Annotated in this window: 22 protein-coding genes; 14 read left to right on the top strand and 8 right to left on the bottom strand. The window is 69.4% G+C overall.

The features are described from left to right. Window positions 1-61 precede the first annotated feature (61 nt). The 3 genes from ACZ6YV_RS08340 (at window position 62) to ACZ6YV_RS08330 (ending at window position 2,111) form a co-directional block, all read left to right on the top strand. A complete protein-coding gene (locus ACZ6YV_RS08340) occupies window positions 62-631 on the top strand; it encodes a papain-like cysteine protease family protein (RefSeq protein ID WP_465509289.1) in 570 nt (189 codons plus the stop codon). Continuing rightward, entirely contained in the window at window positions 628-1,395 is a 768-nt protein-coding gene (locus ACZ6YV_RS08335) for a hypothetical protein (protein WP_465508984.1), read from the top strand. Before ACZ6YV_RS08340 ends, ACZ6YV_RS08335 begins: the two co-directional genes overlap by 4 nt. Before the next feature lie 83 nt (window positions 1,396-1,478). Next, window positions 1,479-2,111: a dTMP kinase gene (locus tag ACZ6YV_RS08330; protein WP_465509288.1), complete on the top strand. Its 633-nt coding sequence runs from the start codon at window positions 1,479-1,481 to the stop codon at window positions 2,109-2,111. 4 nt (window positions 2,112-2,115) lie between these two features. Here ACZ6YV_RS08330 and ACZ6YV_RS08325 read toward each other — a convergent pair whose 3' ends face one another. The 4 genes from ACZ6YV_RS08325 to ACZ6YV_RS08310 form a co-directional block, all read right to left on the bottom strand. Next, window positions 2,116-3,228 carry an aromatic ring-hydroxylating oxygenase subunit alpha gene (locus ACZ6YV_RS08325; RefSeq protein ID WP_465508983.1) on the bottom strand — a complete coding sequence of 371 codons (1,113 nt, stop codon included), beginning with the start codon at window positions 3,226-3,228 and terminating at the stop codon, window positions 2,116-2,118. Further along, on the bottom strand, window positions 3,225-4,370 hold the full coding sequence (solA, locus tag ACZ6YV_RS08320) for an N-methyl-L-tryptophan oxidase (protein ID WP_465508982.1): 1,146 nt from the start codon (window positions 4,368-4,370) through the stop codon (window positions 3,225-3,227). The genes ACZ6YV_RS08325 and solA overlap by 4 nt, the downstream gene beginning before the upstream one ends. Continuing rightward, on the bottom strand, window positions 4,367-6,793 hold the full coding sequence (locus ACZ6YV_RS08315; RefSeq protein ID WP_465508981.1) for a GcvT family protein: 2,427 nt from the start codon (window positions 6,791-6,793) through the stop codon (window positions 4,367-4,369). Before ACZ6YV_RS08315 ends, solA begins: the two co-directional genes overlap by 4 nt. Before the next feature lie 255 nt (window positions 6,794-7,048). Next, a complete protein-coding gene (locus tag ACZ6YV_RS08310; RefSeq protein WP_465508980.1) occupies window positions 7,049-7,834 on the bottom strand; it encodes an IclR family transcriptional regulator in 786 nt (261 codons plus the stop codon). 154 nt (window positions 7,835-7,988) lie between these two features. Here ACZ6YV_RS08310 and ACZ6YV_RS08305 point away from each other — a divergent pair, with 154 nt between their 5' ends. The 8 genes from ACZ6YV_RS08305 (at window position 7,989) to secA (ending at window position 19,008) form a co-directional block, all read left to right on the top strand. Next, a complete protein-coding gene (locus ACZ6YV_RS08305; RefSeq protein WP_465508979.1) occupies window positions 7,989-8,306 on the top strand; it encodes a bifunctional 3-phenylpropionate/cinnamic acid dioxygenase ferredoxin subunit in 318 nt (105 codons plus the stop codon). After that, window positions 8,303-9,439: an NAD(P)/FAD-dependent oxidoreductase gene (locus tag ACZ6YV_RS08300; protein ID WP_465508978.1), complete on the top strand. Its 1,137-nt coding sequence runs from the start codon at window positions 8,303-8,305 to the stop codon at window positions 9,437-9,439. Before ACZ6YV_RS08305 ends, ACZ6YV_RS08300 begins: the two co-directional genes overlap by 4 nt. Before the next feature lie 111 nt (window positions 9,440-9,550). Continuing rightward, window positions 9,551-10,228: an MtrAB system response regulator MtrA gene (gene mtrA / locus ACZ6YV_RS08295; protein ID WP_005150760.1), complete on the top strand. Its 678-nt coding sequence runs from the start codon at window positions 9,551-9,553 to the stop codon at window positions 10,226-10,228. Window positions 10,229-10,271: 43 nt separating this feature from the next. Continuing rightward, window positions 10,272-11,954 carry an MtrAB system histidine kinase MtrB gene (mtrB, locus tag ACZ6YV_RS08290; protein ID WP_465509287.1) on the top strand — a complete coding sequence of 561 codons (1,683 nt, stop codon included), beginning with the start codon at window positions 10,272-10,274 and terminating at the stop codon, window positions 11,952-11,954. Further along, window positions 11,951-13,678 carry an LpqB family beta-propeller domain-containing protein gene (locus ACZ6YV_RS08285; RefSeq protein WP_465508977.1) on the top strand — a complete coding sequence of 576 codons (1,728 nt, stop codon included), beginning with the start codon at window positions 11,951-11,953 and terminating at the stop codon, window positions 13,676-13,678. Before mtrB ends, ACZ6YV_RS08285 begins: the two co-directional genes overlap by 4 nt. Before the next feature lie 377 nt (window positions 13,679-14,055). After that, window positions 14,056-14,694: a ComF family protein gene (locus tag ACZ6YV_RS08280; protein WP_465508976.1), complete on the top strand. Its 639-nt coding sequence runs from the start codon at window positions 14,056-14,058 to the stop codon at window positions 14,692-14,694. A gap of 543 nt (window positions 14,695-15,237) precedes the next feature. Then, window positions 15,238-15,927 carry a ribosome hibernation-promoting factor, HPF/YfiA family gene (gene hpf, locus ACZ6YV_RS08275; RefSeq protein WP_378239866.1) on the top strand — a complete coding sequence of 230 codons (690 nt, stop codon included), beginning with the start codon at window positions 15,238-15,240 and terminating at the stop codon, window positions 15,925-15,927. 249 nt (window positions 15,928-16,176) lie between these two features. After that, window positions 16,177-19,008: a preprotein translocase subunit SecA gene (secA, locus tag ACZ6YV_RS08270; RefSeq protein ID WP_465508975.1), complete on the top strand. Its 2,832-nt coding sequence runs from the start codon at window positions 16,177-16,179 to the stop codon at window positions 19,006-19,008. 68 nt (window positions 19,009-19,076) lie between these two features. On the opposite strand, the gene ACZ6YV_RS08265 is transcribed toward secA, so the two are convergent. Further along, entirely contained in the window at window positions 19,077-19,577 is a 501-nt protein-coding gene (locus ACZ6YV_RS08265) for an Rv3235 family protein (RefSeq protein WP_465508974.1), read from the bottom strand. Between the two features lie 112 nt (window positions 19,578-19,689). Here ACZ6YV_RS08265 and ACZ6YV_RS08260 point away from each other — a divergent pair, with 112 nt between their 5' ends. After that, on the top strand, window positions 19,690-20,097 hold the full coding sequence (locus ACZ6YV_RS08260; RefSeq protein ID WP_465508973.1) for an HAD family hydrolase: 408 nt from the start codon (window positions 19,690-19,692) through the stop codon (window positions 20,095-20,097). On the opposite strand, the gene ACZ6YV_RS08255 is transcribed toward ACZ6YV_RS08260, so the two are convergent. Next, the gene (locus tag ACZ6YV_RS08255; protein ID WP_465508972.1) at window positions 20,094-20,867 is read right to left on the bottom strand and encodes a TrmH family RNA methyltransferase; all 774 of its coding nucleotides are present in this window, start codon (window positions 20,865-20,867) and stop codon (window positions 20,094-20,096) included. The genes ACZ6YV_RS08260 and ACZ6YV_RS08255 overlap by 4 nt on opposite strands. A gap of 34 nt (window positions 20,868-20,901) precedes the next feature. Here ACZ6YV_RS08255 and ACZ6YV_RS08250 point away from each other — a divergent pair, with 34 nt between their 5' ends. Continuing rightward, complete coding sequence (locus ACZ6YV_RS08250) at window positions 20,902-22,308, top strand: WS/DGAT/MGAT family O-acyltransferase (protein ID WP_465508971.1); 1,407 nt, start codon at window positions 20,902-20,904, stop codon at window positions 22,306-22,308. Then, the gene (locus tag ACZ6YV_RS08245; protein WP_465508970.1) at window positions 22,305-22,796 is read left to right on the top strand and encodes a DUF6912 family protein; all 492 of its coding nucleotides are present in this window, start codon (window positions 22,305-22,307) and stop codon (window positions 22,794-22,796) included. Before ACZ6YV_RS08250 ends, ACZ6YV_RS08245 begins: the two co-directional genes overlap by 4 nt. 68 nt (window positions 22,797-22,864) lie before the next feature. Here ACZ6YV_RS08245 and ACZ6YV_RS08240 read toward each other — a convergent pair whose 3' ends face one another. Together ACZ6YV_RS08240 and ACZ6YV_RS08235 are read right to left on the bottom strand one after the other, a co-directional pair. Further along, complete coding sequence (locus tag ACZ6YV_RS08240; RefSeq protein ID WP_465508969.1) at window positions 22,865-23,749, bottom strand: NAD-dependent epimerase/dehydratase family protein; 885 nt, start codon at window positions 23,747-23,749, stop codon at window positions 22,865-22,867. Between the two features lie 61 nt (window positions 23,750-23,810). Continuing rightward, window positions 23,811-24,605 carry an SCO4651 family lipoprotein gene (locus ACZ6YV_RS08235; protein ID WP_465508968.1) on the bottom strand — a complete coding sequence of 265 codons (795 nt, stop codon included), beginning with the start codon at window positions 24,603-24,605 and terminating at the stop codon, window positions 23,811-23,813. Between the last annotated feature and the right edge of the window lie 29 nt (window positions 24,606-24,634).

Genomic DNA, 24,634 nt, shown 5'->3' with positions numbered 1-24,634 from the left:
CTGCTGTTCACCGTTGTGACCACATTGGTTCGCCATGGTGACCAGGAGGCCCGTTGTGCCTGTGTTCTCGAACAGGGTTTGCGCCGCCGGCGCCGCGAGTCTCGCGGCGTGGCTGGCGATCCAGACCCCGGCGAGCGCGCTGCCCCAGCCGCCTGCCCGCCAGAACGCCGTCGCCATGCAGGTGCAGGAGAAGTCCCAGTGGTGCTGGGTGGCTTCCGGCAACACCATCGCGGCACACCACGGTGTGACCGTCACCCAGAACGAATTCTGCCGGATCGCTCACAGCGAGCGACGCCGGGAGTGCGCGGACGAGCCGGGGACGCTGGGTGACGTCCGCCGCGCCTTCGGCAAGCTCGGCTTTTCGGCCCCGGGGAGCTACGTCAAGGGGCGCATCCCCTACTCCGCCGTCCAGGCGCAGACCGGGAACGGCAACCCGGTCCAGACGCGGGTCGGCTGGGCCTCGGGCGGTGGCCACATGCACGTCCTCTACGGCTTCGACGCCGGCCGGAAGTGGGTCTCGTGGGGGGATCCACTGCCCACCGGGAACCGCTACAACTGGTCGGCCTACGACTTCTACGCCGGCAACAAGTCCTTCACCTGGACCCATACGCTCACCGGGATCCGGCGATGAGCGCGCGGCGGTTCCTCGGGCTCGCCGGGCTGGTCGCGGTCGCGCTGCTCGTCTCGGCGCCCGGAGCACGCGCGGACAGCCTTTCGAGTGAAGATCTCGCCGCCGCGAAGGCGGCCGCCGACGACCCCACGCTGCGTGCCGAAATCGGTCGCTTCCTCACTCAGACGGGTGGATCGAGCCATGCGCCGTCGGTGAGTGTCGTGGACGAATCCCTCCCGGTTTACGAGCTTTCGAGGGATTTCGTCGCCGGTGACGGTGCGATCGCCGGACGGCTCGCCTACGTCGCCGTCCCGGTGAAGGCGTCCGACGGGCAGACCGCGACAGTCTGGTCGGTCCGCGGCGACGACGGCGCCTGGCGCGTCGGCAACATCGCGTCGGGTGACCGGGAGAGCGAACTGGCCCGGCGGCTGCCCGCCGGCGCGACACTGCTCCACGAACCCCAGGTCGACGCCTGGTACGCGCTGCGCGACGGCCGCGTGACGCTGCTCGACTCGGGCGCCAGCGGTTCCGCTGCCGGTGCCACGGCCACCCTCGCGGAGTACCAGAAGACGGTCTCAGGCCGGTATGGCGACATGCTCGCGAACTCGCCCTACGCCCAAGAGGGCAAGGCCGGCGGCTACAACGCCCAGGTGATGCCTCGCGGCGACGGCGGCCCCGCGCCCGACGCGCAGGACACCGGCTTCGTCCCGCTGCTGATCTTCGGCGGCCTGCTCCTCATCGGTGTGTCCGGCTTCTTCCTGCACTCGAAGAGGCGCATCCCCTAGCGGACCGGTGGGCCGGACGTGAGCTGACCCGTCTGGCCCGCCGGTCGACCACGGCGCCTTAAGGTGTTCCTGTGGGACGACTCGTGGTGATCGAAGGTCTGGACGGCGCGGGCAAGCGCACCCTCGCCGAAGCGCTGACAGGTGCGCTGAACGCGGCCGGGGCGAGCGTCGCGTCCATCGCGTTTCCGCGCTACGGCGAAAGCGTGCACGCCGACCTCGTGAAGGAAGCGCTGCACCGCGGCCACGGCGACCTCGCCGACTCCGTGTACGGCATGGCGATGCTCTACGCGCTCGATCGCCGGGGCGCCGCCGACGAGATCCGCGCCCGCCTCGACGATCACGACGTCGTCCTGCTCGACAGGTACGTCGCGTCGAACGCGGCGTACGGCGCGGCCCGGCTGCACCAGGGCGCGGACGGCGAGTTCGTGCGCTGGCTCCGGGAACTGGAGATCGACCGGTTCGGGCTGCCGGTGCCCGCCGCGCATCTGCTGCTCCGGGTCACCGCCGACGTCGCCGCCGGCCGCGCGCAGCGCCGTGCGGAGAGCGACGCCGACCGCGCGCGGGATTCCTTCGAGACCGACGACGCGCTCCAGAAGCGCTGCTCGGTGGTCTACGACGAACTCGCCGCGACGGCGTGGCTCGCGCCTTGGCACGTTCTCGACGGCGTCGCCGGTGTCGACACCGCTGCTTTGGCTACCGAACTCCTCCGCGATTAGTCCTCTAAACGCGGTCCTCTAAACGCGCGAGCAGCCAGGCGTGGAACTCGCCGATGTGGTGCTCGGACGGCATCAGAACCCCGCCGTCGCGGTAGGCGCGGGACGCCATCGCGGGCTGACAACGTTCGCAGGCGTCGAAGTCCTGCTCGTTGACGCGGTGGAACAACTCCACCGACCGGGACACGTCCCGCCCCGACGCCACGACCTCGTCGGAGTAGAACCAGTCGCATTCGACGACCGTCCGGTCCGGCGCGAGCGGGTACATCCGGTGGAAGATCACGTGGTCCGGCACCAGGTTCACGAACACCTGTGGCCGGATGGTGATCGCGTAGTACCGCCTGTCCTGTTCGTTCGCGACACCGTCGAGCCGCTCGAAGCCCGAACCGCCGTCGATGGTGAACCCATCGACTTCCTCGCCGAATTCGGCACCGTGCCCGACGAAGTACTGCGCCGCGTACCCGTCGGCGAACTCCGGCAGCACCTCGGTCAGTTCGGGATGGATGGTCGCGCAGTGGTAGCACTCCATGAAGTTCTCGACGATCAGTTTCCAGTTCGCCTTGACGTCGTAGGTGATCCGGCGCCCGACCGAGAGCCTGTCGAGGCCGTAGTGCCCGATCGATTCCAGGTCGCCCAGCCGTTCCCGCACCGCGCCTTCGACGTCGGTCTCGAACGACGGCGGGTCCGCGGCGAGGCAGACCCACGCGTAACCCAGCCATTCCCGCAGATGCACGGCATGCAGCCCGTACTCGGTGCGGTCGATGCCGGGGAGGTTCGCCAGGTTCGGCGCCGCGATCAGCTTCCCGTCGAGCCCGTACGTCCACGCGTGGTACGGACAGTGAAACGCGCGTTTCACCGTGCCCGCGTCCTCGGTGCACAGCCGGGCGCCACGATGACGGCAGATGTTGAGGAACGCGCGCAGCCCGCCGTCCCGTCCCCGGCTGACGAGCACACTCTCGCGTCCGATTTGGACGGTCCGATAGTCGCCCGCCGACGTAAGGTCCGCCGAGCGCACGGCGCAGAACCAGCCGCGCTCGAAGATCTTTTCCTGCTCCGCCGCGAAAATCCCGGCGTCGGTGTAGTACCGGCCGCCCAGGGTCGGGATCAGTGTCCGGGTCATCTCGCCACTCCGGTCAGCCGGGCGGGGTCGAACAGGGCGATCGGATGTTCGGTGGCGCCGTCCACCACCAGATCGGCGAGCACTTCGCCGATCACCGGGACGAATTTGAAGCCGTGCCCGGAGAACCCGCAGGCGACCACCACGCGTTCGTGCGCGGGATGGCGGGCGATGACGAAATGCTCGTCGGGGGTGTTCGTGTACATACAGGTCGCTCCGCGCAGGAACGTGCCCGGCAGCGACGGCATCTTCCGGCCGACGAACTCCGAGATCTCGCTGACCTCTTCGGCGTGCACCGTTCTGTCGATGCTCTCTGGTGTGCAGGTCTCGCCGCCGCGGAAGAACGCGACCTTCACGCTCCCGGCGTCGTCGTGGGAGGGGAAACCGTAGAACTGGCGGCCGCTTTCGCCTTCCCAGACGTAGATCGGATGCCGTCCGGCGTGGAACGGCTCGGCCCCGCCCGACGGCGCGAACCAGTACTGGACCTGGCGTTCGATGGTGAAGTCGACGCCGAGTTCGGCGAGCAGTCCCGGTGCCCAGGCGCCGGGGCAGATCACCAGCTGCCCCGCGGTGTAGAAGTTCTGCGACGTCCCGACCCGGACCCCGGTGGACGTCTCCTGCCACGAAAGGACCTTCTCCTCGTGGTGCAGATCCGCCCCCGCCCGCGCGGCGAGCTGGAGATGCGCCGCCACGCTGCCTTCCGGCACCACGAAACCGGCGTTCTCCTCGTACAGCGCGATCTCGTGGTCGTCCGGGTGCATCGTCGGGAACCGCCGCCGGATCTCCGCCGCGTCCAGCAGTTCGTGCGGCAGCCCCCATTCCCGGGCACTGGCCAGGCTGCCCGACACCGTCCTCGAGCCGGGGCCGCCGAGCATGATCCCGCCGCAGCGGGTGAAGATCTTCCGGCCGGAGTCCCGTTCGACGCTGTCCCACAGTTCGTGCGCCCGCAGCAGCAGCGGGACATACGCGGGATCCTCGAAGTACGACTGCCGCGTGATCCGCGAGCCGCCGTGGCTGGACCCGAGGTTGTGCACCGGCGCGAACTGGTCGATGCCCAGCACGCGCCGTCCCCGCCGGGCGAGCCGGTACGCGGCCGCGCTGCCCATCCCGCCGAGGCCGATGACGATGACGTCGTAGTGGGTCATGCGGCGCTCCTGATCCGGGTCATGCCGGGGTCGAACAGCGGTTCACTCGCCACGACGGCGGGGATCCGCTCGCCGAAGTACTCGATCTCCAAGGGCGTTCCCGGCGCCGACAGCTCGGCCGGAAGCCAGGCGTACGCGATGTTCTTGCCGACCGTGTAGCCGTACGCGGCGCTGGTGACGTACCCGGAGGGACGGCCGTCGGCGAACACCGGTTCCTTGCCGAGCACGACGGAATACGGATCGTCGACGGTGAGGCAGGTCAGCTTCCTGGTGGCCGTTTCCGCCGAGCGGCCCGCCAGCGCGTCGCGCCCGATGAAGTAGCCCTTGTCCATCCGCACGGCGAACCCGAGCCCGGCTTCGTACGGGTCGTGCTCGGCGGTGACGTCCGTGCCCCACAGCCGGTAGCCCTTCTCCAGCCGCATACTGGAGAAGGCGTCCCGGCCGGCGGCGATGATCCCGTGCTTCCGCCCGGCGTCCCAGAGCGTGTCCCACAGTTCGCGGCCGAGATCGGCGCTCGTGTACAGCTCCCAGCCGAGTTCGCCCACATAGGACAGTCGCATCGCGGTCACCGGCACCAGGCCGACGTACGCCTGTTTCGTCTTGAAGTACCCCATCGCCCGGTGCGAGAAGTCCGTTGTGGACAGTGACTGCAGGACCGCCCTGGCGAGCGGGCCCCAGAGCCCGACGCAGCAGGTGCCCGGCGTGGTCTCGTGGATCTGCGCGGCGCCGTCGCCGGGGAGATGCCGTCGCAGCCAGTCGATGTCGACGTTGCCGTTGACGCCCACCTGGAACCGCTCGGCGCCGAGCCGGGCGACGGTCAGGTCGCTGCGCACGCCGCCGTCCTCGTCGAGCAGCAGCGTGTAGGTGACCGAGCCGGGCTTCTTGTCGAGCTGGTTCGTGGTCATCGTCTGCAGGAACGGCAGGGCGCCCGGGCCGGTGACCTCCACGCGTTTCAGCGAGGTCATGTCGAACATCGCGACCCGCTGCCGCGCGACGAGTGCTTCGGCGCCGCCGATCGGGGACCAGTACCGCGCGGCCCAGTCGTTCCGCTCCGGGACCAGAGCGACTTCCGGGAGGTTCGCGTTCGCCTCGTACCAGTGCGGCCTTTCCCAGCCGCTCGCTTCGAGGAAGAACGCGCCGAGTTTCGTTTGGCGCTCGTAGAAGGGACTCGTCCGCAGTGGCCGCGGTTCTTCCATGGGCTGCAGGGGATGGACGACGTCGTAGACCTCGACGAAGCTCTGGCAGCTGCGTGCCATGACGTAGTCCGGGGCCAGCTGCACCCGCTCGAACCGGGCGAGGTCGCAGCCGTGCAGATCGGCGCCGGGCTGCCCGTCGACCAGCCACCGCGCCATCGCCCGCGCGACCCCGGCCGAATGCGTGATCCAGACGGCTTCGGCGACCCAGAAGCCGTCGAGGTCCGGATGTTCGCCGAGCAGCGGCATGCCGTCCGGGGTGAAGGAGAACAGGCCGTTGATGCCCTCTTCGACCTTGGTCTCGCCCAGCGACGGGAGCAGGTCGACGGCGGCGGCCCAGGATTCCTCGAAGTCCGCGGGCGTGAACGCGAGCTCCGAAGGCATGCCCTCGCCCGCGCCGATCTCCTCGGCGGGCAACGGCATCGGCCGGTGCCCGTACGCGCCGATGCCGATCCTGTCGACGTGCTCGCGGAAGTAGAGGTCGGCGTCCTGATGCCGCAGGATCGGCAGGGTCATGCCGGTGAGCCGCGGCAGGGGACTGGTGCGCGCGTACTGGTGCGCCATCGGGACCAGCGGGATCGCGAGGTCCACCAGTTCGCCGAGCACCGGCCCCCATATCCCGGCGCACGAGAGGACGATGTCCGCGCGGAAGCTCCCGGTCTCGGTGGTGACGCCGGTGACCCGGCCGCCCGCCCGTTCGACGCCGACGACCTTCTGGCGCGCGAGGAACTTCCCGCCGCGCCCGATCGCGCGGCGGGCCTGCGCCTCGGCCGCCCGCAGGGGGCCGGCCAGGCCGTCGGAAGGGATGTGGAACCCGCCGAGCACCTTGGCCGGGTCGAGCATCGGATGCAGCGCGGCGCATTCGCCTGGCTCGATCAGCCTGCTTCCGACGCCCGACGCGGTCGCCCAGCCGTGCCGCCGCTTGAGATCGGCGAGCCGTTCCGGTGTCGTGGCCACCTCCAGCCCGCCGACCTGCCGGAAGCAGGGGGCGCCGTCGAGGTCGAGCGCGCCGTACTTGGCGACGGTGTAGCGGGCGAACTCGGTCATCGTGCGGCAGGCGTTGGTCTGGAAGACCAGGCCGGGGGCGTGCGAGCTGGAGCCGCCGGTGGTGAACAGGTCGCCCTGCTCCAGCACGGTGAGGTCGGTCCAGCCACGTTCGGTGAGCTCGTCGGCGAGCGCGCAGCCGACGATGCCGGCGCCGATCACGACGACGCGGGGTCCTGGGGGCATGGTGAGGGGAACCTCCTGCCTGCCCGGTCGGGTCCACAAAGGACACGCGGGCATCGGGGTGACAGGCGCTGTTGCGGATGAGGCACATTGTTCCGTCTTCAGCAACAAAGTGCGGCACATGCGGGCGCGCTGTCAAGAGCCCGAAAAGGTCGCTCTCTTCAAGGGGCGCGTGAGATGAAAGCCCCTTTCATCTCAAATTTTGCAATGAAAGGGGCTTTCATCTCACGCGCGACAGGGGTGAAAGGGCCGGTCAGGTCACTCCGCGAAGTACCCGAGCTGCGCCGAAAGATCCGCGGACGCGTCGGCCAGCGGTCGGACGATCTGCCGCACCCGCTGCTTCGAAAGCCGGTACGACGGACCGGAGGCGCTCATGGCCGCGACGACGTCGCCGCCGGGGCCGTGCACCGGCACCGCGACCGCGTGCATCCCCAGCTCCAGCTCCTCGAAGCAGGCCGCGTACCCGTCCTCGGCGATCCGCTCCAGTTCGGCGGTCAGCTCGTCCGGATCGACCGTGGTCCGCGGGGTGAACTGTTCGAGTTTCCGCCGGAGCAAACGTTTGCGCTCGACGTCGCCCATGTACGCGAGCAGGATCTTCCCGCTGGACGTCGCGTGCAGGGGCGTGCGCTGGCCGGTCCAGTTCTGCGTGGTGATCGCGGCCGAGCCGCGGGCCTGGCTGACGTTGATCGCGACCCCGTCGTCGGCGATCGCGATGTTGACCGTCTCGCCGAGCGTCTCCGCCAGGCCCTGGCAGGTCTGCCTGCCGAGCTTCGCCAGGTCCATCCGGCCGGTGGCGGCACCCGCCAGCCGGACGATGCCGAAACCGATCGCGTACTTGCCTCGTTCGCCGAGCTGCTCGACGAGGCCGCGGTTCTCCAGGACGCTCAGCAGGCGGGAAGCCGTCGACTTGTGCACACCGAGTTCGCCCGCGATCTCGGTGATCCCGGTTTCCCCGTTGCGCGCCAGCAGTTCCAGCACGCTGATCGCGCGGTCGACGGATTGCACCTGACTGGGTGTTGCGTTCCCCGCGTCCTGGTTCCGCATGACGCAACAGTAGCCGTTTCGCCCGCATCCGCTCGGCTGAGTGGGCGAATCCCTTGACGCATCGGCACCTCAGGGGCGATTGTTGCGCAGAGCACGTTCCGTCTCGTAATACGCAACATCAACAAAACCGTCGGCCCTTTCCCCGGAGGCCCCGATGATCCGTGCCTGCTCCGTCTCCGAACTGCCCGAGGGCGAAGCTCTCCGCCTCGAAGGTTCCGTGCCCGTCTCGGTCTTCCATGCCGAGGGCGGCTACTACGCTCTCGACGACACCTGCAGCCACCAGGACGCGTCGCTCGCCGACGGCTGGATCGAGGACTGCTACGTCGAATGCCCGCTGCACGCGGCGCGGTTCGATCTGCGGACCGGCGTCCCGAGCTGTCTGCCCGCGAAGAACGCCGTGCGCACTTACCCGGTCGTGGTCGCCGACGGGGTGATCTACGTGGACACCCGGGTGCGGCAGGACGTCGCTTGAGAACCGTCGCCGTCGTCGGCACCTCCCTGGCGGGACTCCGTTCGGCACAGGAGTTGCGCGCGCAGGGCTTCGCCGGACGGCTGGTGATGATCGGCGCCGAACCGCCGTACGACAGACCGCCGTTGTCGAAGGATTTCTTGCTGGGCAAGGTTTCCGCCGATGATCTCGCGCTCGCCGGGCAGGACGACCTCGACGCGCTGGACGCCGAATGGCATCTTGGTGTCCGCGCAGGGAAGCTCGGCGGCGAAGGTGTGACGCTCGACGACGGCACCACGATCGCCGCCGACGGCTACGTCATCGCGACCGGCGCCGTGGCCAGAACCCTTGGCGCGGCAAGGAACCTGAACGGCGTCCACACCCTGAGGACGCTCGACGACGCCGTCTCGCTGAAACAGGCTCTCGCGGCAGGGCCCTCTTCGGTGGTCGTCATCGGCGCCGGATTCATCGGCGCGGAAGTCGCGTCCGCCTGCCGCCTGTTCGGCCACGCCGTCACCGTGATCGAGGCGATGCCCGTCCCGCTCGCCCCGGTCCTCGGCGCGCGGATGGGCGCGGTGTGCGGGGAACTGCACACCGAAAACGACGTCCGGCTGATCGCGGGCGTCGCCGTCGCCGGGTTCGCCGGAGCCGGACACGTCACCGGTGTGCGGCTCGCCGACGGCCGGGAGATCCGCGCCGATCTCGTCGTCACCGGAGTGGGGGCGCGCCCCGCCACCGAATGGCTCACCGGCTCCGGGCTCGCCGTCGACGACGGGGTGCTGGTCGATTCCGGCTGTGTCACAGCGAATCCCCGAGTGATCGCGGTGGGTGACGTCGCGCGGTACCGCTGCCGTCTGCGCGGAAGGCGGGTCCGCGCCGAACACTGGACGGCGGCCGGCGAACAGGCGGGCGTCGCCGTCGCGAACCTGCTCGCCGGCGTGACCGTCACGCATTTCGCACGACACGGTTACTTTTGGTCCGATCAGTACGGACGGCGGCTCCAATTCGCCGGAGTGGCCACAGAAGACCTCCGGATCGTCGAAGGCGATGTCGCGTCGAAGCGGTTCGTCGCGACCTATCACCGCGAAGACGTCGTGACCGGTGTCTTCGCGATCGACTCCCCGCGGCCGTTCACCAGGCTCCGGCGCTCCCTCTAGGGGCCGAAGACCCTACTCGGATGGAGCAATTTGCCCGTTTCGATGATCTTTCTGGTGGTCACATCGCCGGGTCGTGCGCCCGCGCGGGGAAACTAGTGCGAACATAGGTTTATGAAGGCACGCGTTCTGGTCGTCGACGACGACCCTGCTCTCGCGGAGATGCTCACCATCGTGCTGCGTGGGGAGGGGTTCGACACAGCCGTCGTGGCCGACGGCTCTCGTGCGCTGCCCGCGCTTCGTGAGCTGAAACCGGACCTGGTCCTCCTCGACCTCATGCTGCCCGGGATGAACGGCATCGACGTCTGCAAGGCGATCCGGGCCGAGTCCGGCGTGCCGATCGTGATGCTCACCGCCAAGAGCGACACCGTCGACATCGTCCTCGGGCTCGAGTCGGGCGCCGACGACTACGTGGTCAAGCCCTTCAAACCGAAGGAGCTGGTGGCCAGGGTCCGCGCCCGCATGCGCCGCACCGAGGCCGAGCCCGCCGAGTCGCTGACGATCGGCGACCTCGCGATCGACGTCCCCGGCCACGAGGTGACACGGGAGGGCAAGGCCATCCCGCTGACCCCGCTGGAGTTCGACCTCCTGGTCGCGCTCGCCCGCAAACCGCGTCAGGTGTTCACCCGCGAGGTGCTCCTCGAGCAGGTGTGGGGATATCGCCACGCCGCCGACACCCGCCTGGTGAACGTGCACGTCCAGCGTCTGCGCTCGAAGGTGGAGAAGGACCCGGAGCACCCCGAGGTGGTGTTGACGGTCCGCGGCGTCGGGTACAAGGCCGGCCCGCCGTGATCACTCCATGAGCGGAAGCTTGCCCAGGCTCGCCCAGACCACGATGCGCCACGTCCGGCGCATCGTGGTTTTCGTGCGTCGCAAGGTCGTCGCGTTCAACGAGCTGTGGCGGTATTCGCTGCAGTTCCGGGTCACGGTGTCCACGCTGGCGCTGTCGTCGGCCGTGGTGTTCGTGCTGGGCATGGTGCTGCAGAACCAGATCACCGACCGGCTGATGGAGACCAAGCAGAACGCGGCGATCGCGCAGACCCGGGCGGTCGTCGAGACCGCGGCCGGTGAGCTGGTCGGCGTCGGCACCGAAGGCACGGAAGCGCTGACGGCGCGGATGAACAACGCGCTGAAGAAGATCTCCAGCTCGTCGACCTCACAGGACGGCGCGGGGTCGACAGCGGGCACCTTCGAACCGGTGCTGTCCGCGGGCGGCCGCGACCAGTCGAGCAGGCCGGTGGCCGCCGGTCCCTACGACAAGGTGCCCGTCCGGCTGCGCCAGTTCGTGGAGACCGAGCAGCTCAGCTGGATGATCCACACGGCCACCGAAGCCGACGGCGGCAAGACGACGTATCTGATCGTCGGCGCGCCGGTGAGCACGATGATCAACCCGCTCCAGCTCTACCTGCTGTACCCGCTCACCAGCGAGCAGAACACCGTCTCGACCGTGCAGAACACGCTGCTCGTCGGCGGTCTCGTCCTGCTGCTCCTGCTGGCGGGCATCACGAACCTGGTCACCCGGCAGGTGGTCCGGCCGGTCCGGCAGGCCGCCGCGGCGGCCGAACAGTTCGCGGACGGGGACCTCGACCAGCGCCTCGCCGTGCTCGGCGAGGACGATCTGGCCAAACTCGCCGTGTCCTACAACGGGATGGCCGCGAGCATCCAGCGGCAGATCCGCCAGCTGGAGGACTTCGGCGGGCTGCAACGCCGGTTCACCTCAGACGTCTCGCACGAACTGCGGACCCCGCTGACCACCGTCCGGATGGCCGCCGACGTGCTGCACGCGTCGCGCGAGCAGTTCCCGGCCGGGCTCGCCCGCTCCACCGAACTGCTGGTCGACGAACTCGACCGGTTCGAGGCCCTGCTCGGCGACCTGCTGGAGATCAGCAGGCTCGACGCGGGCGTCGAGGAGCTTTCGGCCGAGCTGATCGACGTCCGGCCGATCGCGACCAGGGCCGTCGAACAGGTCCGGGTGATCGCGGGCAACGCGGGCAGTTCGGTCGAGCTGATCCTGCCGGACGAGGAGGCGCCCGCCGAGGTCGACGCGCGCCGCGTCGAGCGGATCCTGCGCAACCTGTTGGCCAACGCGGTGGACCACAGCGAAGGGAACCCGGTGGTGCTGACGCTGGCGGTCAACGAGACCGCTGTCGCCATCACCGTGCGAGACCGCGGAGTCGGGCTTCGCCCCGGCGAGGCGGAACTGGTGTTCAACCGGTTCTGGCGGGCCGACCCGTCCCGCAACCGCCGGACCGGCGGCACCGGTCTCGGCCTCGCGATCAGCCAGGAGGACGCCCGGTTGCACGGCGGCGTCCTCGACGCCTGGGGCGAGACCGGCCACGGCGCCTGCTTCCGGCTCGTACTGCCGCGAGAGCAGGACACGCCGATGGGGGAGAGCCCGCTGGTCCTGCCGCCACCCGATCACAAGGCGACCGACACGCACGGCTCGTCGTCCGGACTGCTCGAAGTCCGGCCGGCGCCCGACGCGATCTTCGCCGAGCCCGAGGAGGTCGGCCGGTGAAACGGCTCTTGACCCTGCTTGCGGTGTTCCTGCTGGTCGCCGGCTGCGCGAACATCCCCCTCGAAAACCAGCCCGCCGTCGTCCCCGGGGACAAACCCGGGCAGGCGCCGGTGGACGTCCCCGAACCGGCGGCCGGGATCGACTCGCTGACCGTCATCCGCCAGTTCATCCGCAACTCGGCGACCCCGGGCACGGCCAACGCCGACGCGCGGGTGTACCTCGACGACGAGGCCCGGCGAAACTGGAAGCCGTCGCCGGGGCTGACGATCATCGACAACACCTTCGGCACCGTTTACGACACCGGGACGCCGACCGGGAACCCGGACGAGCAGGTGGTGAACGTCCGCGGGTTCAAACTCGGCAACCTGAGCCCCGACAGCGCGTTCATCCCGGTGAAGGCCGAGTACTCGCAGCAGTTCAAGCTGCGGAAGCAGGCCAACGGCCAGTGGCGGATCGTGGACCCGCCGCAGGAACTCGCCGTCACCGACATGGATTTCGCGACCAACTACTTCCGGGTGCCGATCAGCTTCTACTCGCCCGACTCCGGCACCTTCGTCCCCGACCTCCGGTACGTCGCGGCGAAACCGCAGGCCGGGCTGCCCGGCCGGGTGATGGACCTGGTGCTGCAGGGGCCGTCGGAAGGGCTGAAGGGCGCAGTCAAGGATCTGCTGGGCGACCATGTCACCACCGACACCAACGTGCGCAGCACGGACGACGGGACCCTGGACGTCGCCCTGACCGGGATCGGCGGGGCCAGCCTCGCGGACCGGAGCCTGATCGCCGCGCAGATCGTCCTCTCGCTGCAGACGGTGACGCTGAGCCGGATCCGGCTGCTGGCCGACGGCACCGCGCTGGTGCCGGAACACGAATACCTGCGCTCCAGCGAACTGCCCAACTACAACGTGGACATCGCGCCCAACTCGGAACTGCTGGGACTGATGACCGTGAACGGGCGGGTCCGGTCGCTCGGCGACGGGGCGCCGGTCGGCGGGCCCGCGGGCAACGGTGGCTACAAGGTCATCAGCGCCGGGCAGTCCGTCGACGGCAAACGGCTCGCGGTGGTCGAAGAGCGCGAAGGCAGGCAGTGGCTCCGGGTCGGCGACCTGGGCCGCGATCTCGCTTCGGTGGACCTGTTCGGCGGCAGCCTGAGCCGCCCGACCTGGCGTCCGGTCGCCCGCGGCGGCGGGGTTTCGGGCGAGGTCTGGACGGTCGTCGACCACAACACCGTCGCCAGGGTCACGCTGGCCGCGGACGGCCGCTGGGTGAAGGCCGGCGTCGACGCGACCATGCTCACCGGCCTCGGCCAGGTCACCGAACTACGGCTTTCGCGCGACGGGTCGCGGCTGGCCGCGGTGGTCAACGGGCAGCTGGTGATCGCCTCGATCGTGCGGACGGCGGACTCGGTGGCGCTGCGGGCGCCGCGGAAACTGCAGGAACGCGACCTCAAGGATGTCGTCGACGTCGACTGGGCGACCCAGGACCACCTGATCGCCGCGACGTCGTCGAACTCGCTGCCGGTGGTCAAGGTGCCGCTGGACGGGCAGCGGATGGACACCTTCAACAGCTCGAACCTGACCCCGCCGGTGCACGGCGTCACCGCGGCGCCGAGCAGGCCGAACCTGGTCGCGGACGCGGGCGGGCTGTGGGTGGCCTCCGAGCTGGGCGAAGTCTGGCGGCCGCAGGCGCACACCGTCACCGACGCGGATCCGTTCTACCCGGGCTGAGCGCGCTGCTCGCGTTCGCTCTCGCGGTCCGGTACGTGAAGGACCCCTTCATTGCGCTAGGCGCAATGAAGGGGTCCTTCACGTACTTCAGGTGGGTGAGGCCAGCCTTCCTAGCGGCGCTAGCGACCCGTGTAGTCCGTGAAGCGTGGCGAAGGAGTCCAGCGTGGCGAAGGAGCCCACCGTCGCCAAGGTGACTTCTCCTCAAAAGGCATCCGACCTTCTTCCCGACTGCCCTCCCAGGCCCGCCACCGAACCCCGGCCTCTTCTCCTCGACTGCCGTCATGACAGGTCCCCTTAGGACGAAAAGTGTCCTAACCGGACCTTTCACGACACCTCGGGACCAGGAACTGTCGGAGCCCCCAGCCACCCTCGCAGACATGACCAACCTCCTGGACCTCCTCATCCCCGCCCGTTGCGCGTCCTGCGGAGCCCCCGGCGCGCCCTGCTGCGCGACCTGTCAGACCGCTTGGGGTTCGCTCAGCGAGATCACCCGCGCGCCGACGGCCGGTCTCGTGCCCGTCTACGCCTTGGCCCGCTACGCCGACGACGCCCGGCGCCTGATCCTCGCCTACAAGGAACGCGGTCGCCGCGACCTCGCGCCGTCCTTCGGGCGAGCCGTCGCCGAAGCCCTGCCGCAGTTGCCACAACGGCCAGGGCCGCCCTGTCTCGTCCCGGTCCCGTCGAGACGGCACGCCTCGCGAGTCCGAGGTGGACCGCATGTCCGGCGCATCGCCGAAGAATGCGTGAAAGCGCTGGCGAGCAAGGGAAATCCGGCGACAGTGGCGCCGCTCCTCAGGCTCACGGCCGGGGTCCGCGACGCGGTGGGACTCACCCGTGCCGAGCGGGCGGTGAACCTCGACGGCCGCATCCGCCTGGTCCCGGGAACCCGCCCGGAGAGCGTCGTGCTTCTTGACGACGTCATCACAACCGGAGCGACGGCCGCCGCTTGTGTGCGCCTATTGGACATAAGCGGAATTCACGTTTCCGCGATGGTCGCACTGGCCGCCGCCGGGTGATCGAGGGGTCACCTACAAGAGTGATGAATGATCGGGAACGGGAATGGGTACAAGGGCGTTGACGGGATATGAGGCAGCTTCCGGGGAACACTCCAACGGCTCGCCACTCCACCGGGGTGGCGGCGGATTCCCTTGGTGGCGTCACCCTCGGCTTTTTCCTGTCCGAAGGTTTGCGCCGTCCGCGTGAAAACAAATCACGGGGACGACGCCCGGCAGGCCGGATTGTCCCGCTGGCCACACGGCTGTCGTCGCGTGCGGTGACGAGGTCTCACGTCCTGATATCCCCCGGCTCGGGGGCTGTTGCTCGCGGCGTGTTACAGCTAACGTGCAGCGCTATCAGCAATCCCGGCAGGCAGGGAGGTGACCAGCCCATGTCCCTGGCGCCGGAGCCGCGCTGAGTCCGCACCCGGACATCCGCCACGAGACGTCGTGACCGCATGCCGAGTTCCCTCATCGCCCGCGATCCGGGCTTCGTCCCCGCTTTACCGGCGCCCTAGTGAACACATCTACAGCTCGCAGTCATTTCAGCGAGGGAGGTCGTGTATGGACATCGTCGTTAAGGGCCGCAACGTGGAGGTGCCCGACCACTATCGGGCACTCGTCAGCGAAAAGCTGGCCCGGCTAGAGCGCTACGACAAGAAGGTCATCCGTTACGACGTGGAGCTCTTCCATGAGCCCAATCGCCGGCAGTCGAAGAACTGCCAGCGCGTCGAAATCACCGGTAAGGGCAGGGGCCCCGCCGTACGCGCCGAAGCGTGTGCAGGCGACTTCTACGCAGCGCTGGATTCCGCACTCAACAAGCTCGAGAACAGGTTGCGGAAGACACACGACCGCCGGCGCGTGCACTACGGCCGCAGCCGTCCGGAATCCGTCGCAGAGGCGACGTCGATGGCGGCCGCCGGTGGGACGACCACCGACACCCGGCATCTGGCGGGTACCGCTGTGCTCGAGGCGCCAGAGGCCGAACCCCTGGCCAACGGTTTCGCCGTCGAGAGCGGTGAAGAGTTCGAGATGCCCCAGCAGCGCTGGGATGACGGGGTTGACGAACATCAACCCGGTCGCGTCGTCCGCGAGAAGAAGCACGACGCGGAACCGATGACGGTCGACCAGGCACTCTACGAGATGGAACTGGTCGGTCACGACTTCTATCTGTTCAACGACTCCGACGCCGGGTGCCCGAGCGTCGTCTACCGGAGGCGAGGCTTCGACTACGGCGTCATCCGGCTGAGCTGAGCCGGTCCCTCCGACAACCCATAACGCCTATGAAGCGGCCCGTACGCGCACGCGTGCGGGCCGCTTCCTGTCCGGATCAGGCGTGATGCGGGCCCGCCGGGTCAGATACCGACCGACGGTGCGTGCGCGAACACCGAGGTGTTCCCTACGATGGGGGTCGGACGGCGGTGCGAAACCCGGCGCCGCCGTGTAAGAGACTGCCCGGGACCGGCTCGGGTGCGATCACAATCAGCTAGTGAGGTCGACCGGATGGTGCTGAACCGCCTGCTCCGCGCGGGCGAGGGCAAGATGGTGAAGCGGCTGCGCAACATCGCCGATCACATCAACACCCTCGAAGACGACGTCAAGGAACTTTCGGACACCGCTCTGCGGGCCAAGACCGACGAGTTCCGTAAGCGGAACGCGGACGGCGAGTCACTCGACGACCTCCTGCCGGAGGCGTTCGCGGTGGCGCGGGAAGCGGCCTGGCGTGTGCTCGGCCAGCGGCCCTACGACGTCCAGCTGATGGGCGGCGCCGCGCTGCACCTCGGCCAGGTCTCCGAGATGAAGACCGGTGAGGGCAAGACCCTGACCCAGGTGCTTCCCGCGTACCTGAACGCCGTTTCCGGCAAGGGCGTGCACGTCATCACGGTGAACGACTACCTCGCCAAACGTGACGCCGAGTGGATGGGCCGCATCCACCGCTTCCTCGGCCTCGAGGTCGGTGTCATCCTGTCCGACCAGACGCCCGAGGTCCGCCGCCAGCAGTACGCCGCCGACATCACGCACGGCACGAACAACGAGTTCGGCTTCGACTACCTCCGCGACAACATGGCGTGGAGCCTCGAGGACTGCGTGCAGCGCGGCCACAACTTCGCCGTCGTCGACGAGGTGGACTCGATCCTCATCGACGAGGCGCGGACCCCGCTGATCATCTCGGGCCCGGCAGACCAGTCTTCGCGCTGGTACGTCGAGTTCGCGCGGCTGACCCCGCTGATGAAGGTCGACATCCACTACGAAGTCGACATCCGCAAGCGCACCGTCGGTGTCAGCGAAAAGGGTGTCGCCTTCGTCGAAGACCAGCTGGGCATCGAGAACCTCTACGAGGCCGCGAACACGCCGCTGGTCGGCTACCTGAACAACGCGCTGAAGGTCAAGGAGCTCTACAAGCGCGACAAGGACTACATCGTCCGCGACGGCGAAGTCCTCATCGTCGACGAGTTCACCGGCCGCATCCTGCACGGCCGCCGCTACAACGAGGGCATGCACCAGGCGATCGAGGCCAAGGAAGGCGTCGAGATCAAGGCCGAGAACCAGACGCTCGCCACGATCACGCTGCAGAACTACTTCCGGCTCTACGACAAGCTGTCGGGGATGACCGGTACCGCCGAGACCGAGGCGTCCGAGTTCCACCAGACCTACAAGCTGGGTGTGGTGCCGATCCCGACCAACAAGCCGATGGTCCGCGCCGACCAGGCCGACTTGATCTACAAGACCGAGGAAGCCAAGTTCGAGGCCGTCGCCGAGGACATCGCCGAGCGGCACGAGAAGGGCCAGCCGGTGCTGGTCGGCACCACGAGTGTCGAGAAGTCCGAGCACCTGTCGAAGCTGCTGCTCAAGCTGGGTGTCCCGCACGAGGTCCTCAACGCCAAGCACCACGACCGGGAGGCGCTGATCGTCGCCCGCGCGGGGCGCAAGGGCGCGGTCACGGTCGCCACCAACATGGCGGGCCGCGGTACCGACATCGTGCTCGGCGGCAACCCGGACCTCATCGCCGACGAGGAGCTGCGCGAGCGCGGCCTCGACCCGGTGGAGCACTCCGAGGAGTACGAGGCTGCCTGGCCGAAGGTGCTGGAGCAGATCCAGGCGGAGACCAAGGCCGAGGCCGAAGAGGTCCGCGAGGCCGGCGGTCTGTACGTCCTCGGCACCGAGCGGCACGAATCGCGCCGGATCGACAACCAGCTCCGCGGTCGTTCCGGCCGTCAGGGCGACCCGGGCGAGTCCCGGTTCTACCTTTCGCTCGGTGACGAGCTCATGCGCCGCTTCAACGCGACGATGGTCGAGCGGGTCATGACCACCATGCGGCTGCCGGACGACGTGCCGATCGAGCACAAGATGGTCTCCAAGGCGATCAAGAGCGCGCAGACGCAGGTCGAAATGCAGAACATGGAGATCCGCAAGAACGTCCTCAAGTACGACGAGGTGATGAACGAGCAGCGCAAGGTGATCTACGCCGAGCGCCTGCGCGTCCTCGAGGGCGAGGATCTCCGCGAGCAGATCGAGCACATGCTGGTCGACGTCATCAACGCGTACGTCAACGAGGAGACCTCTTCGGGCTACGCCGAGGACTGGGACCACGAGAAGCTGTGGACGGCGCTCAAGACGCTGTACCCGGTGCAGGTCTCCTGGGACGCCCTGACCGGGGACGACGACCTCGACGCCGAAGGGCTGCGCAACGCGCTGCTCGAAGACGCTCACCGCGCGTACGACACTCGCGAGGCCGAGATCGACGCCAAGGTCGGCGAAGGCGCGATGCGCAGCCTGGAGCGCCAGGTGATGCTCACCGTGCTCGACCGCAAGTGGCGTGAGCACCTCTACGAGATGGACTATCTCAAGGAGGGCATCGGCATGCGGGCCCTGGCACAGCGCGACCCGGTCATCGAGTACCAGCGCGAGGGCTACGACATGTTCCGCGCGATGCTGGAGTCGCTGAAGGAGGAGGCCGTCGGCTTCCTGTTCAACCTCCAGGTCGAGCAGGCCGAGCCCACCGCCCCGTCGCCGGAGTCCGCGTCCGCGCTGCCCGCCGGTGTCGGCTCCGGGAACGGCCAGGCCGCCAACGGCGACGGACGGCACGCCCGTCCGACGCCTCCCCAGGGTCCGGCGACCGACACCGAATCCGTGCCGTCCGCGTTGCGGGGCAAGGGTCTCGGCGGCGGTTCGCAGTCCGGGCTGACGATGTCGGGCCCGTCCGAGGACGGCGGTGTCGAGTCGCATTCGGACAGCGCCGACAGCGACAGCGGCGACCAGAGCGGGACCCGCCGGGAGCGTCGTGCCGCGCAGCGCGCCTCCCAGAAGAAGGGCAAGAAGGGCCCTCGCCGCTAAGACGAGCCGAAGGGGGCCTTCACCGCACGCGATGCGGTGAAGGCCCCCTTTGTCATGCTGTGAGGCTGTCATGCTGTGAGACGGAGCGAGGAAACTCGTCGCGGCGGTTTCAACAGGTTGAAGCGTGTGCACACCCAGCCCGACGGCGTCCGCTCGAAGCGCGCGGCCAAGGCGAGGCAGCGATCGTTCTGTTCGACCGTCGCGCAGGCCTCGACGACGCCGTCCGCCGGATGGCACAGGTGGATCGATTTCGGCCGGTAACCGCCAGGTGGACGGCGACGACCGCTGTCGAGCAGCGCGCTGTGGAGCGCCGGGTCGAGGATCGGCCGCACCTGGACCGCCGAGCGCCGCCCGTCGCAGGCTTCGAGGATGGTGGTCAGCAGCCTGCCCACCTGCCGCTTGTCCGGCGTGTCGGGCCGGGGCCGCAGTTCCTCCACGATCTGTTCGCCCGCCAGCGGCAGGTCCAGCACGAGCTGGTTGTCCGGCTGTGCCACCCGGTGCACCAGCCTGCCCGCGACCCGATACGGCGGTTCACACGGTTTCAGACGTCTCAGTACGTACGAAGTCATCAGGCAGTCCCCCTCCGCGGCCCCCTCGGCCACGCCCAGCAACTAAGGGGCCGGGAGCGGGCGGCGGCGCGACACGAACCGCCCGAGAGGATGAACCGGGCGGTGATCGCTTGTGTACGGTGGGCCGGTGCTGAAAGGGCTGGTCATCGACTACGTCGGGGTGCTCACGGACGACGGCGCGGACGAGCTGTACGCCTTCCTGCTCACCGTCAGGGGACGCGGCGTCAAAACGGCCTTGCTCTCGAACGCGCCCGGGGCGTCGGACGAGGCCAAGAGGGCGCTGGACCCGTTCTTCGACGCGCTCGTCTTCTCCGGCGAGGTCGGCGTGGCCAAACCCGAACGCGAGGTCTACCTGCTCACGGCGGGCCTGCTCGACCTGCCTGCCGACAGGTGCGTGTTCGTCGACGACGCCGCGCACAACGTCCGCGCCGCGGTGGCGGCCGGGATGGCGGGCGTGCACCACACTTCGGTCGAGGACACGCTGACCGAGCTCAGCGCCCTGTTCCCGGCGAAGCCCTAGTTCTTCGAAGTCCCAGCGCGGCGGACCAGCTCGAAGGAGAGCACGGCGGCGGCCGCGGAGACGTTGAGCGACTCGACCTCGCCCGGCATCGGGATGGACACCCACTCCGTCACCAGTTCGCCGACCTCGGCGCCGACCCCGTTCGTCTCCCCGCCCAGCACGAAGGCCGCGCGCTGCGGCAGTTCGACGTCGAACACCGAACTGTCGGCCGAAGCGCCCAGCGCGAAGATCCCGTACCCGGCCTCGGTGAGCATTTCGGCGGCCTCGCGCGCGCTGCCGCACCGCAGCACCGGCGCGCGGAACGCGACCCCGGCCGAAGCCTTGACCACCATCGGGTCGAGGGCGGCCACCCCGCGCCGCGGTACCACGACACCTTCCAGCCCGGCCGCGGTCGCCGTGCGCAGGATCATCCCGACGTTCGCCGGGGTGGTGATGCCGTCGAGCAGCAGCACCCGCGACGGCGGCCTGCCGTTGTCCAAGGCCGCGTGCAGCGACCGCATCCGCGGGGCGACGACGTCGGCCAGCACCCCTTGGTCCTGTTTGCCGTTGCCGGCCAGCACCTTGACGCGGTGCGCGCTCGCCCGCTGCACCGGCACCCCGGCGGCCTTGGCGGCGCGCTCGATCTCGGCGGCGTTCTGACCCCGCACGGTATCGGCGAGAATCACCTTGTCCACCTCGAGAGCCGCGTCGTCCAATGCCTCGAGCACCGGTTTCCGGCCGTACACCGTCAGGAACCGGTCCTTCGGCGAGATCGCCGCCTCATCACCCACACCGGCGAGTGTCCCACTATGTAAGGATCGGCCCATGCCCGACCGCCTCTCCGCGCTGGACGCCTCGTTCCTCTACGTGGAAGACCACTCGACCCCGATGCACGTCGGCGGTGTGGCGATCTTCGAACGACCGCGCGACGGCTTCACCTACGAGCAGCTGCTGGACCTGATCGGGCAGCGCCTGGCGTTCCTGCCGCGCTACCGGCAGCGGGTGCTGGAGGTGCCGGGGCACCTCGCCCGGCCGGTGTGGGTCGACGACGTCGACTTCGACCTCAACTACCACGTGCGCCGGTCCGCGCTGCCGCAGCCGGGCTCCGACGGCCAGCTGTTCGACCTCGTGGCGCGGCTGATGTCGAGGCGGCTCGACCCGGGACGGCCGCTCTGGGAGGCGTACTTCGTCGAGGGACTCGCGGGGGACCGCGTCGCGCTGGTGACCAAGACGCACCAATCCGTCGTGGACGGGCTCGGCACCATCGAGCTCGGGCAGCTGATCCTCGACACCGCTCCGCAGGAGCCGGAACCGTTCGACGACAACTGGCATCCGCGCCGGGAACCAAGCCGCACTCAGCTGATCCTCGACGCCGTCGCCGAGACTGTGCAGCGGCCGACGGAACTGGTGGAGAACGTCCGGTCCATCGCCCACGACGCCACCGCGATGGCGGGCAAGGTCGCCGGAACGGTCGGCGACGTCGCGTCGGCGCTGAAGACCGTGGTCAAGCCCGCGCCGTCCGGGCCGCTCAACGTCCGTACCTCCGGCGGCCGCATGTTCGCCGTGGTCCGCACGCGGCTGGAGGACTTCCGCAAGGTCCGCGCCGCGCACGGCGGCACGGTCAACGACGCCGTGCTGGCGGCGATCACCGGCGCGCTGCGGGAATGGCTGCTCTCCCGCGGCTCGAACCTGACCGCGACCACCACCGTGCGCGCGCTGGTGCCGATGGCCGTCCGCGACGCCGAGACGGCCGAGTACTCGACGCCGGCGCTGGTCGGGAACCAGGTCGACGCCTACCTGGTCGACCTCCCGGTCGGCGAGCCGAACGCGGTCCTGCGGCTGCAGCACATCGGCCACGCGATGACGGACCACCTCGACTCGGGTCGTTCGGTCGCCGCGCGCGGGCTGCTGACCGTCGGCGGCTTCGCGCCGGCGACCCTGCATTCGCTGGGCGCGCGGGCGGCCGGATCGATGTCGGGGCGGATCTTCAACGTGCTGATCACGAATTCGCCGGGCCCGCAGGTGCCGCTCTACGCGGGACAGGCGAAGATGGTGGAGATGTTCCCGGTCATGCCGCTGGTGCGCAATCAGGCGCTGGCGATCGGGGTCACCTCGTATCACGGCGGTGTCTACTTCGGACTGAACGGCGACCGCAAGGCCGTGTCCGATGTGGACCTGCTCGCCGGGATGATCGAGGAATCGTTGGAAGAGCTGAAGGGTGCGCACTGGTGAGGGTCTATCTACCCGGGACGATCGCGATGCTGCGCGACCTCGAAACCGCCGGTGAGCTCCGGGCGCGCAGCGGCACGGGCTTCGCGCTGACACCGGCGCTGCGGGAGTCCTACGCCAGCGGGTCCGACGAAGAGCTCGAGTACGCCGCGCTGCTCGACGCCGCCAGGGCGTCGCTCCGGCTGATCGCGGCCGAGGAGAAGCCCGAGCCGCGGCGCGTGGTGATCTCGGCCGACCTCGACGAGGTCACGCTGCGCCCGGATCTCGACGCCGCCGTCGTCAGGCTGTCCGGGCCGGTGAAGATCGCCGACATCGCCGCGATCCACGTCGACGCGGCCGAGGCCGCCGAGTCCGTGCAGGCCGCCGCCGCGGTGATCGACCAGGCCGACCTCGGCGACCCGGACGCGGAGTTCACCCTCGGCGACGCCGAAGACCACGAACTCGCCTGGTACGCGCCCCAGGAGCTCCCCTTCCTGCTGGAACTCCTCTAGAACCCTCGCGTTTCGTCCTCTGGATGCGGTAGTTGCACGCGCAAGGACCGCATTCAGAGGACGAAACGCTAGAACCACGAAGGGCCGGGCACCGGGCGTTCGGGCCGCCAGCCGGTCGCCTCGCTGAGCCGGGTCGAGACGACGCGCTGCGAACGCGCCAGCACCGATATCAACCCCACCCGGTTCGCCAGCCACTTCGGCAGCGCGCGTGGCCGCCGGACCCCGGCCGCGGCGGCCATCGCCTCGCCGAGCTCCTGCTTCCGCATCGGATCCGCGGCCAGGTTGTAGACGCCACTCGGCGCCCGCAGCGCCGCGACCGCGCCTGCCGCGGCGTCGTCCGGATGGATCGCCGCGGTCCAGTCGGTCCGGCGGCCGATGATCAGCGGCGAACCGCGCCGCGCGGCCGTCAGCATCATCGTGGTCATCGGGTCGTCGGACACCAGCAGCCCGATCCGCAGCCGGATCGCGGTGCGTCCCTCGTCCGCCAGTTCCGCGATGTTCGCGTGCGCCACCGTCGAAGACGCGATGTGGCCGTGCGCCGCGAGAGGCGCGTCCTCGTCCAGTTCCTCGTCGCCGCCGTCGGCGTAGACGAACGAAATCCCTTCCTGCACAACGATTCCCAGCTCGCCGACCTGTCGCACGGCGGCCGCGAGTGCCCGGCTGCCGTCGGTCCGCAGGCGGTCGTTCTCCGCCCAGCCCGACGCCGTCATCGCGTGGCGCGCGTCCGGGATCCGGGTCGCGACGTTCACCACCGCGTCGTGCCCGCTCAGCGCCCCGGCCAGGGAATCGACGTCGAACAGCGAACCCGTCACCGGTTTCGCGCCGGTGGCGCGCACGGCCGCGACCCGGTCTTCACCGCGGGCCAGCCCGCTCACCTCGTGGCCCTCGGCCAGCAGACGCCGCACCAGCGGCCGCCCCAGCACCCCGGTCGCCCCGATCACCATCACGCGCATGTTCGTCCCTCCTGTCCGCCTTCACGAGCTGGACGAGACAGATGCGGGGAACGTGACAGGCTCAGCCCGCCGGGATCTCGCCGATCTCCTCCGGCGGCGGCGCCTGGATGTCGGCCTGCGTGCCCCATTCGCGGTAGCGCGTGACGATCTTGGCCATCGCGCTGTCCGGGACGCCCGAAGCGGCGAGCACGGGGGCGAGGTCGAGCACGATCTGCACCGGCTGGCGCGCGTCGTCGAGCCAGACCTCCATCGGGATCTTCCCGAGCTTGCCGTTCAGTTCGCCGACGGCCTCCGCCGACAACCCGGCGGGCAGATCGCCGCCCAGCGCCGCCATGTCGATGTCCAGCCGGTAGTGCTCGGTGGACACGCCGTCGAGTTCGGCGTGCCCGGATTCGGTGAGCGTGCCCGCCCGCCGGACCTGGTCGAGCGCGCGGCCGGGGTCGTTCTGCTTCGCCAGCTGGTCGATACTGCCGCCGGCGACCTGCGAGAACGGGTCCGCGCCGTCGGGGGAGACCTTCACCCACGGCTTCCCGCCGGGAATGTCCTCACGGGCGCTCGCGGGGACCTTGGCGAAGACGATCTTGTCGACCAGCCGGAGTTCGAGCGGCTCGCCGAGGAAGTCCGTGGTCATGGCCAGCGCGGTGCCCGCTCGCGCGACCCGGGCCTGACCCTGGCTCTTCGAGCGCGTCGAGCCCGCCGTGACGTCGGTGGTGAACTTCGTGGCCTTGCCGTCGATGGCGGACGCGGCTCCGTCGGCGAGCGCGCGGGCGTCGGCGAACGAGACTGTTTCGCTGTCACACGCGCCGAGCAGCGCGCCGAGTGCGAGCATGACGGCGGGCAGGGCCGTTCTCCGCATGAGGACCTGCTTTCAAGGGCGGGTGCTCA

It is taken from the genome of Amycolatopsis sp. NPDC102522, assembly GCF_055584485.1.
Note: the sequence above shows the minus strand (reverse complement) of the source record. Positions and strands in the feature narration are given on the sequence as shown.

Excerpts from the sequence above, each read along its gene's own strand:
- ACZ6YV_RS08335 (WP_465508984.1), top strand. The coding sequence starts at position 628 with ATGAGCGCGCGGCGGTTCCTCGGGCTCGCCGGGCTGGTCGCGGTCGCG.
- ACZ6YV_RS08325 (WP_465508983.1), bottom strand. The coding sequence starts at position 3,228 with ATGACCCGGACACTGATCCCGACCCTGGGCGGCCGGTACTACACCGAC.
- solA (WP_465508982.1), bottom strand. The coding sequence starts at position 4,370 with ATGACCCACTACGACGTCATCGTCATCGGCCTCGGCGGGATGGGCAGC.
- ACZ6YV_RS08315 (WP_465508981.1), bottom strand. The coding sequence starts at position 6,793 with ATGCCCCCAGGACCCCGCGTCGTCGTGATCGGCGCCGGCATCGTCGGC.
- ACZ6YV_RS08310 (WP_465508980.1), bottom strand. The coding sequence starts at position 7,834 with ATGCGGAACCAGGACGCGGGGAACGCAACACCCAGTCAGGTGCAATCC.
- ACZ6YV_RS08305 (WP_465508979.1), top strand. The coding sequence starts at position 7,989 with ATGATCCGTGCCTGCTCCGTCTCCGAACTGCCCGAGGGCGAAGCTCTC.
- mtrA (WP_005150760.1), top strand. The coding sequence starts at position 9,551 with ATGAAGGCACGCGTTCTGGTCGTCGACGACGACCCTGCTCTCGCGGAG.
- mtrB (WP_465509287.1), top strand. The coding sequence starts at position 10,272 with ATGCGCCACGTCCGGCGCATCGTGGTTTTCGTGCGTCGCAAGGTCGTC.
- ACZ6YV_RS08280 (WP_465508976.1), top strand. The coding sequence starts at position 14,056 with ATGACCAACCTCCTGGACCTCCTCATCCCCGCCCGTTGCGCGTCCTGC.
- hpf (WP_378239866.1), top strand. The coding sequence starts at position 15,238 with ATGGACATCGTCGTTAAGGGCCGCAACGTGGAGGTGCCCGACCACTAT.
- secA (WP_465508975.1), top strand. The coding sequence starts at position 16,177 with ATGGTGCTGAACCGCCTGCTCCGCGCGGGCGAGGGCAAGATGGTGAAG.
- ACZ6YV_RS08265 (WP_465508974.1), bottom strand. The coding sequence starts at position 19,577 with ATGACTTCGTACGTACTGAGACGTCTGAAACCGTGTGAACCGCCGTAT.
- ACZ6YV_RS08250 (WP_465508971.1), top strand. The coding sequence starts at position 20,902 with ATGCCCGACCGCCTCTCCGCGCTGGACGCCTCGTTCCTCTACGTGGAA.
- ACZ6YV_RS08240 (WP_465508969.1), bottom strand. The coding sequence starts at position 23,749 with ATGCGCGTGATGGTGATCGGGGCGACCGGGGTGCTGGGGCGGCCGCTG.
- ACZ6YV_RS08235 (WP_465508968.1), bottom strand. The coding sequence starts at position 24,605 with ATGCGGAGAACGGCCCTGCCCGCCGTCATGCTCGCACTCGGCGCGCTG.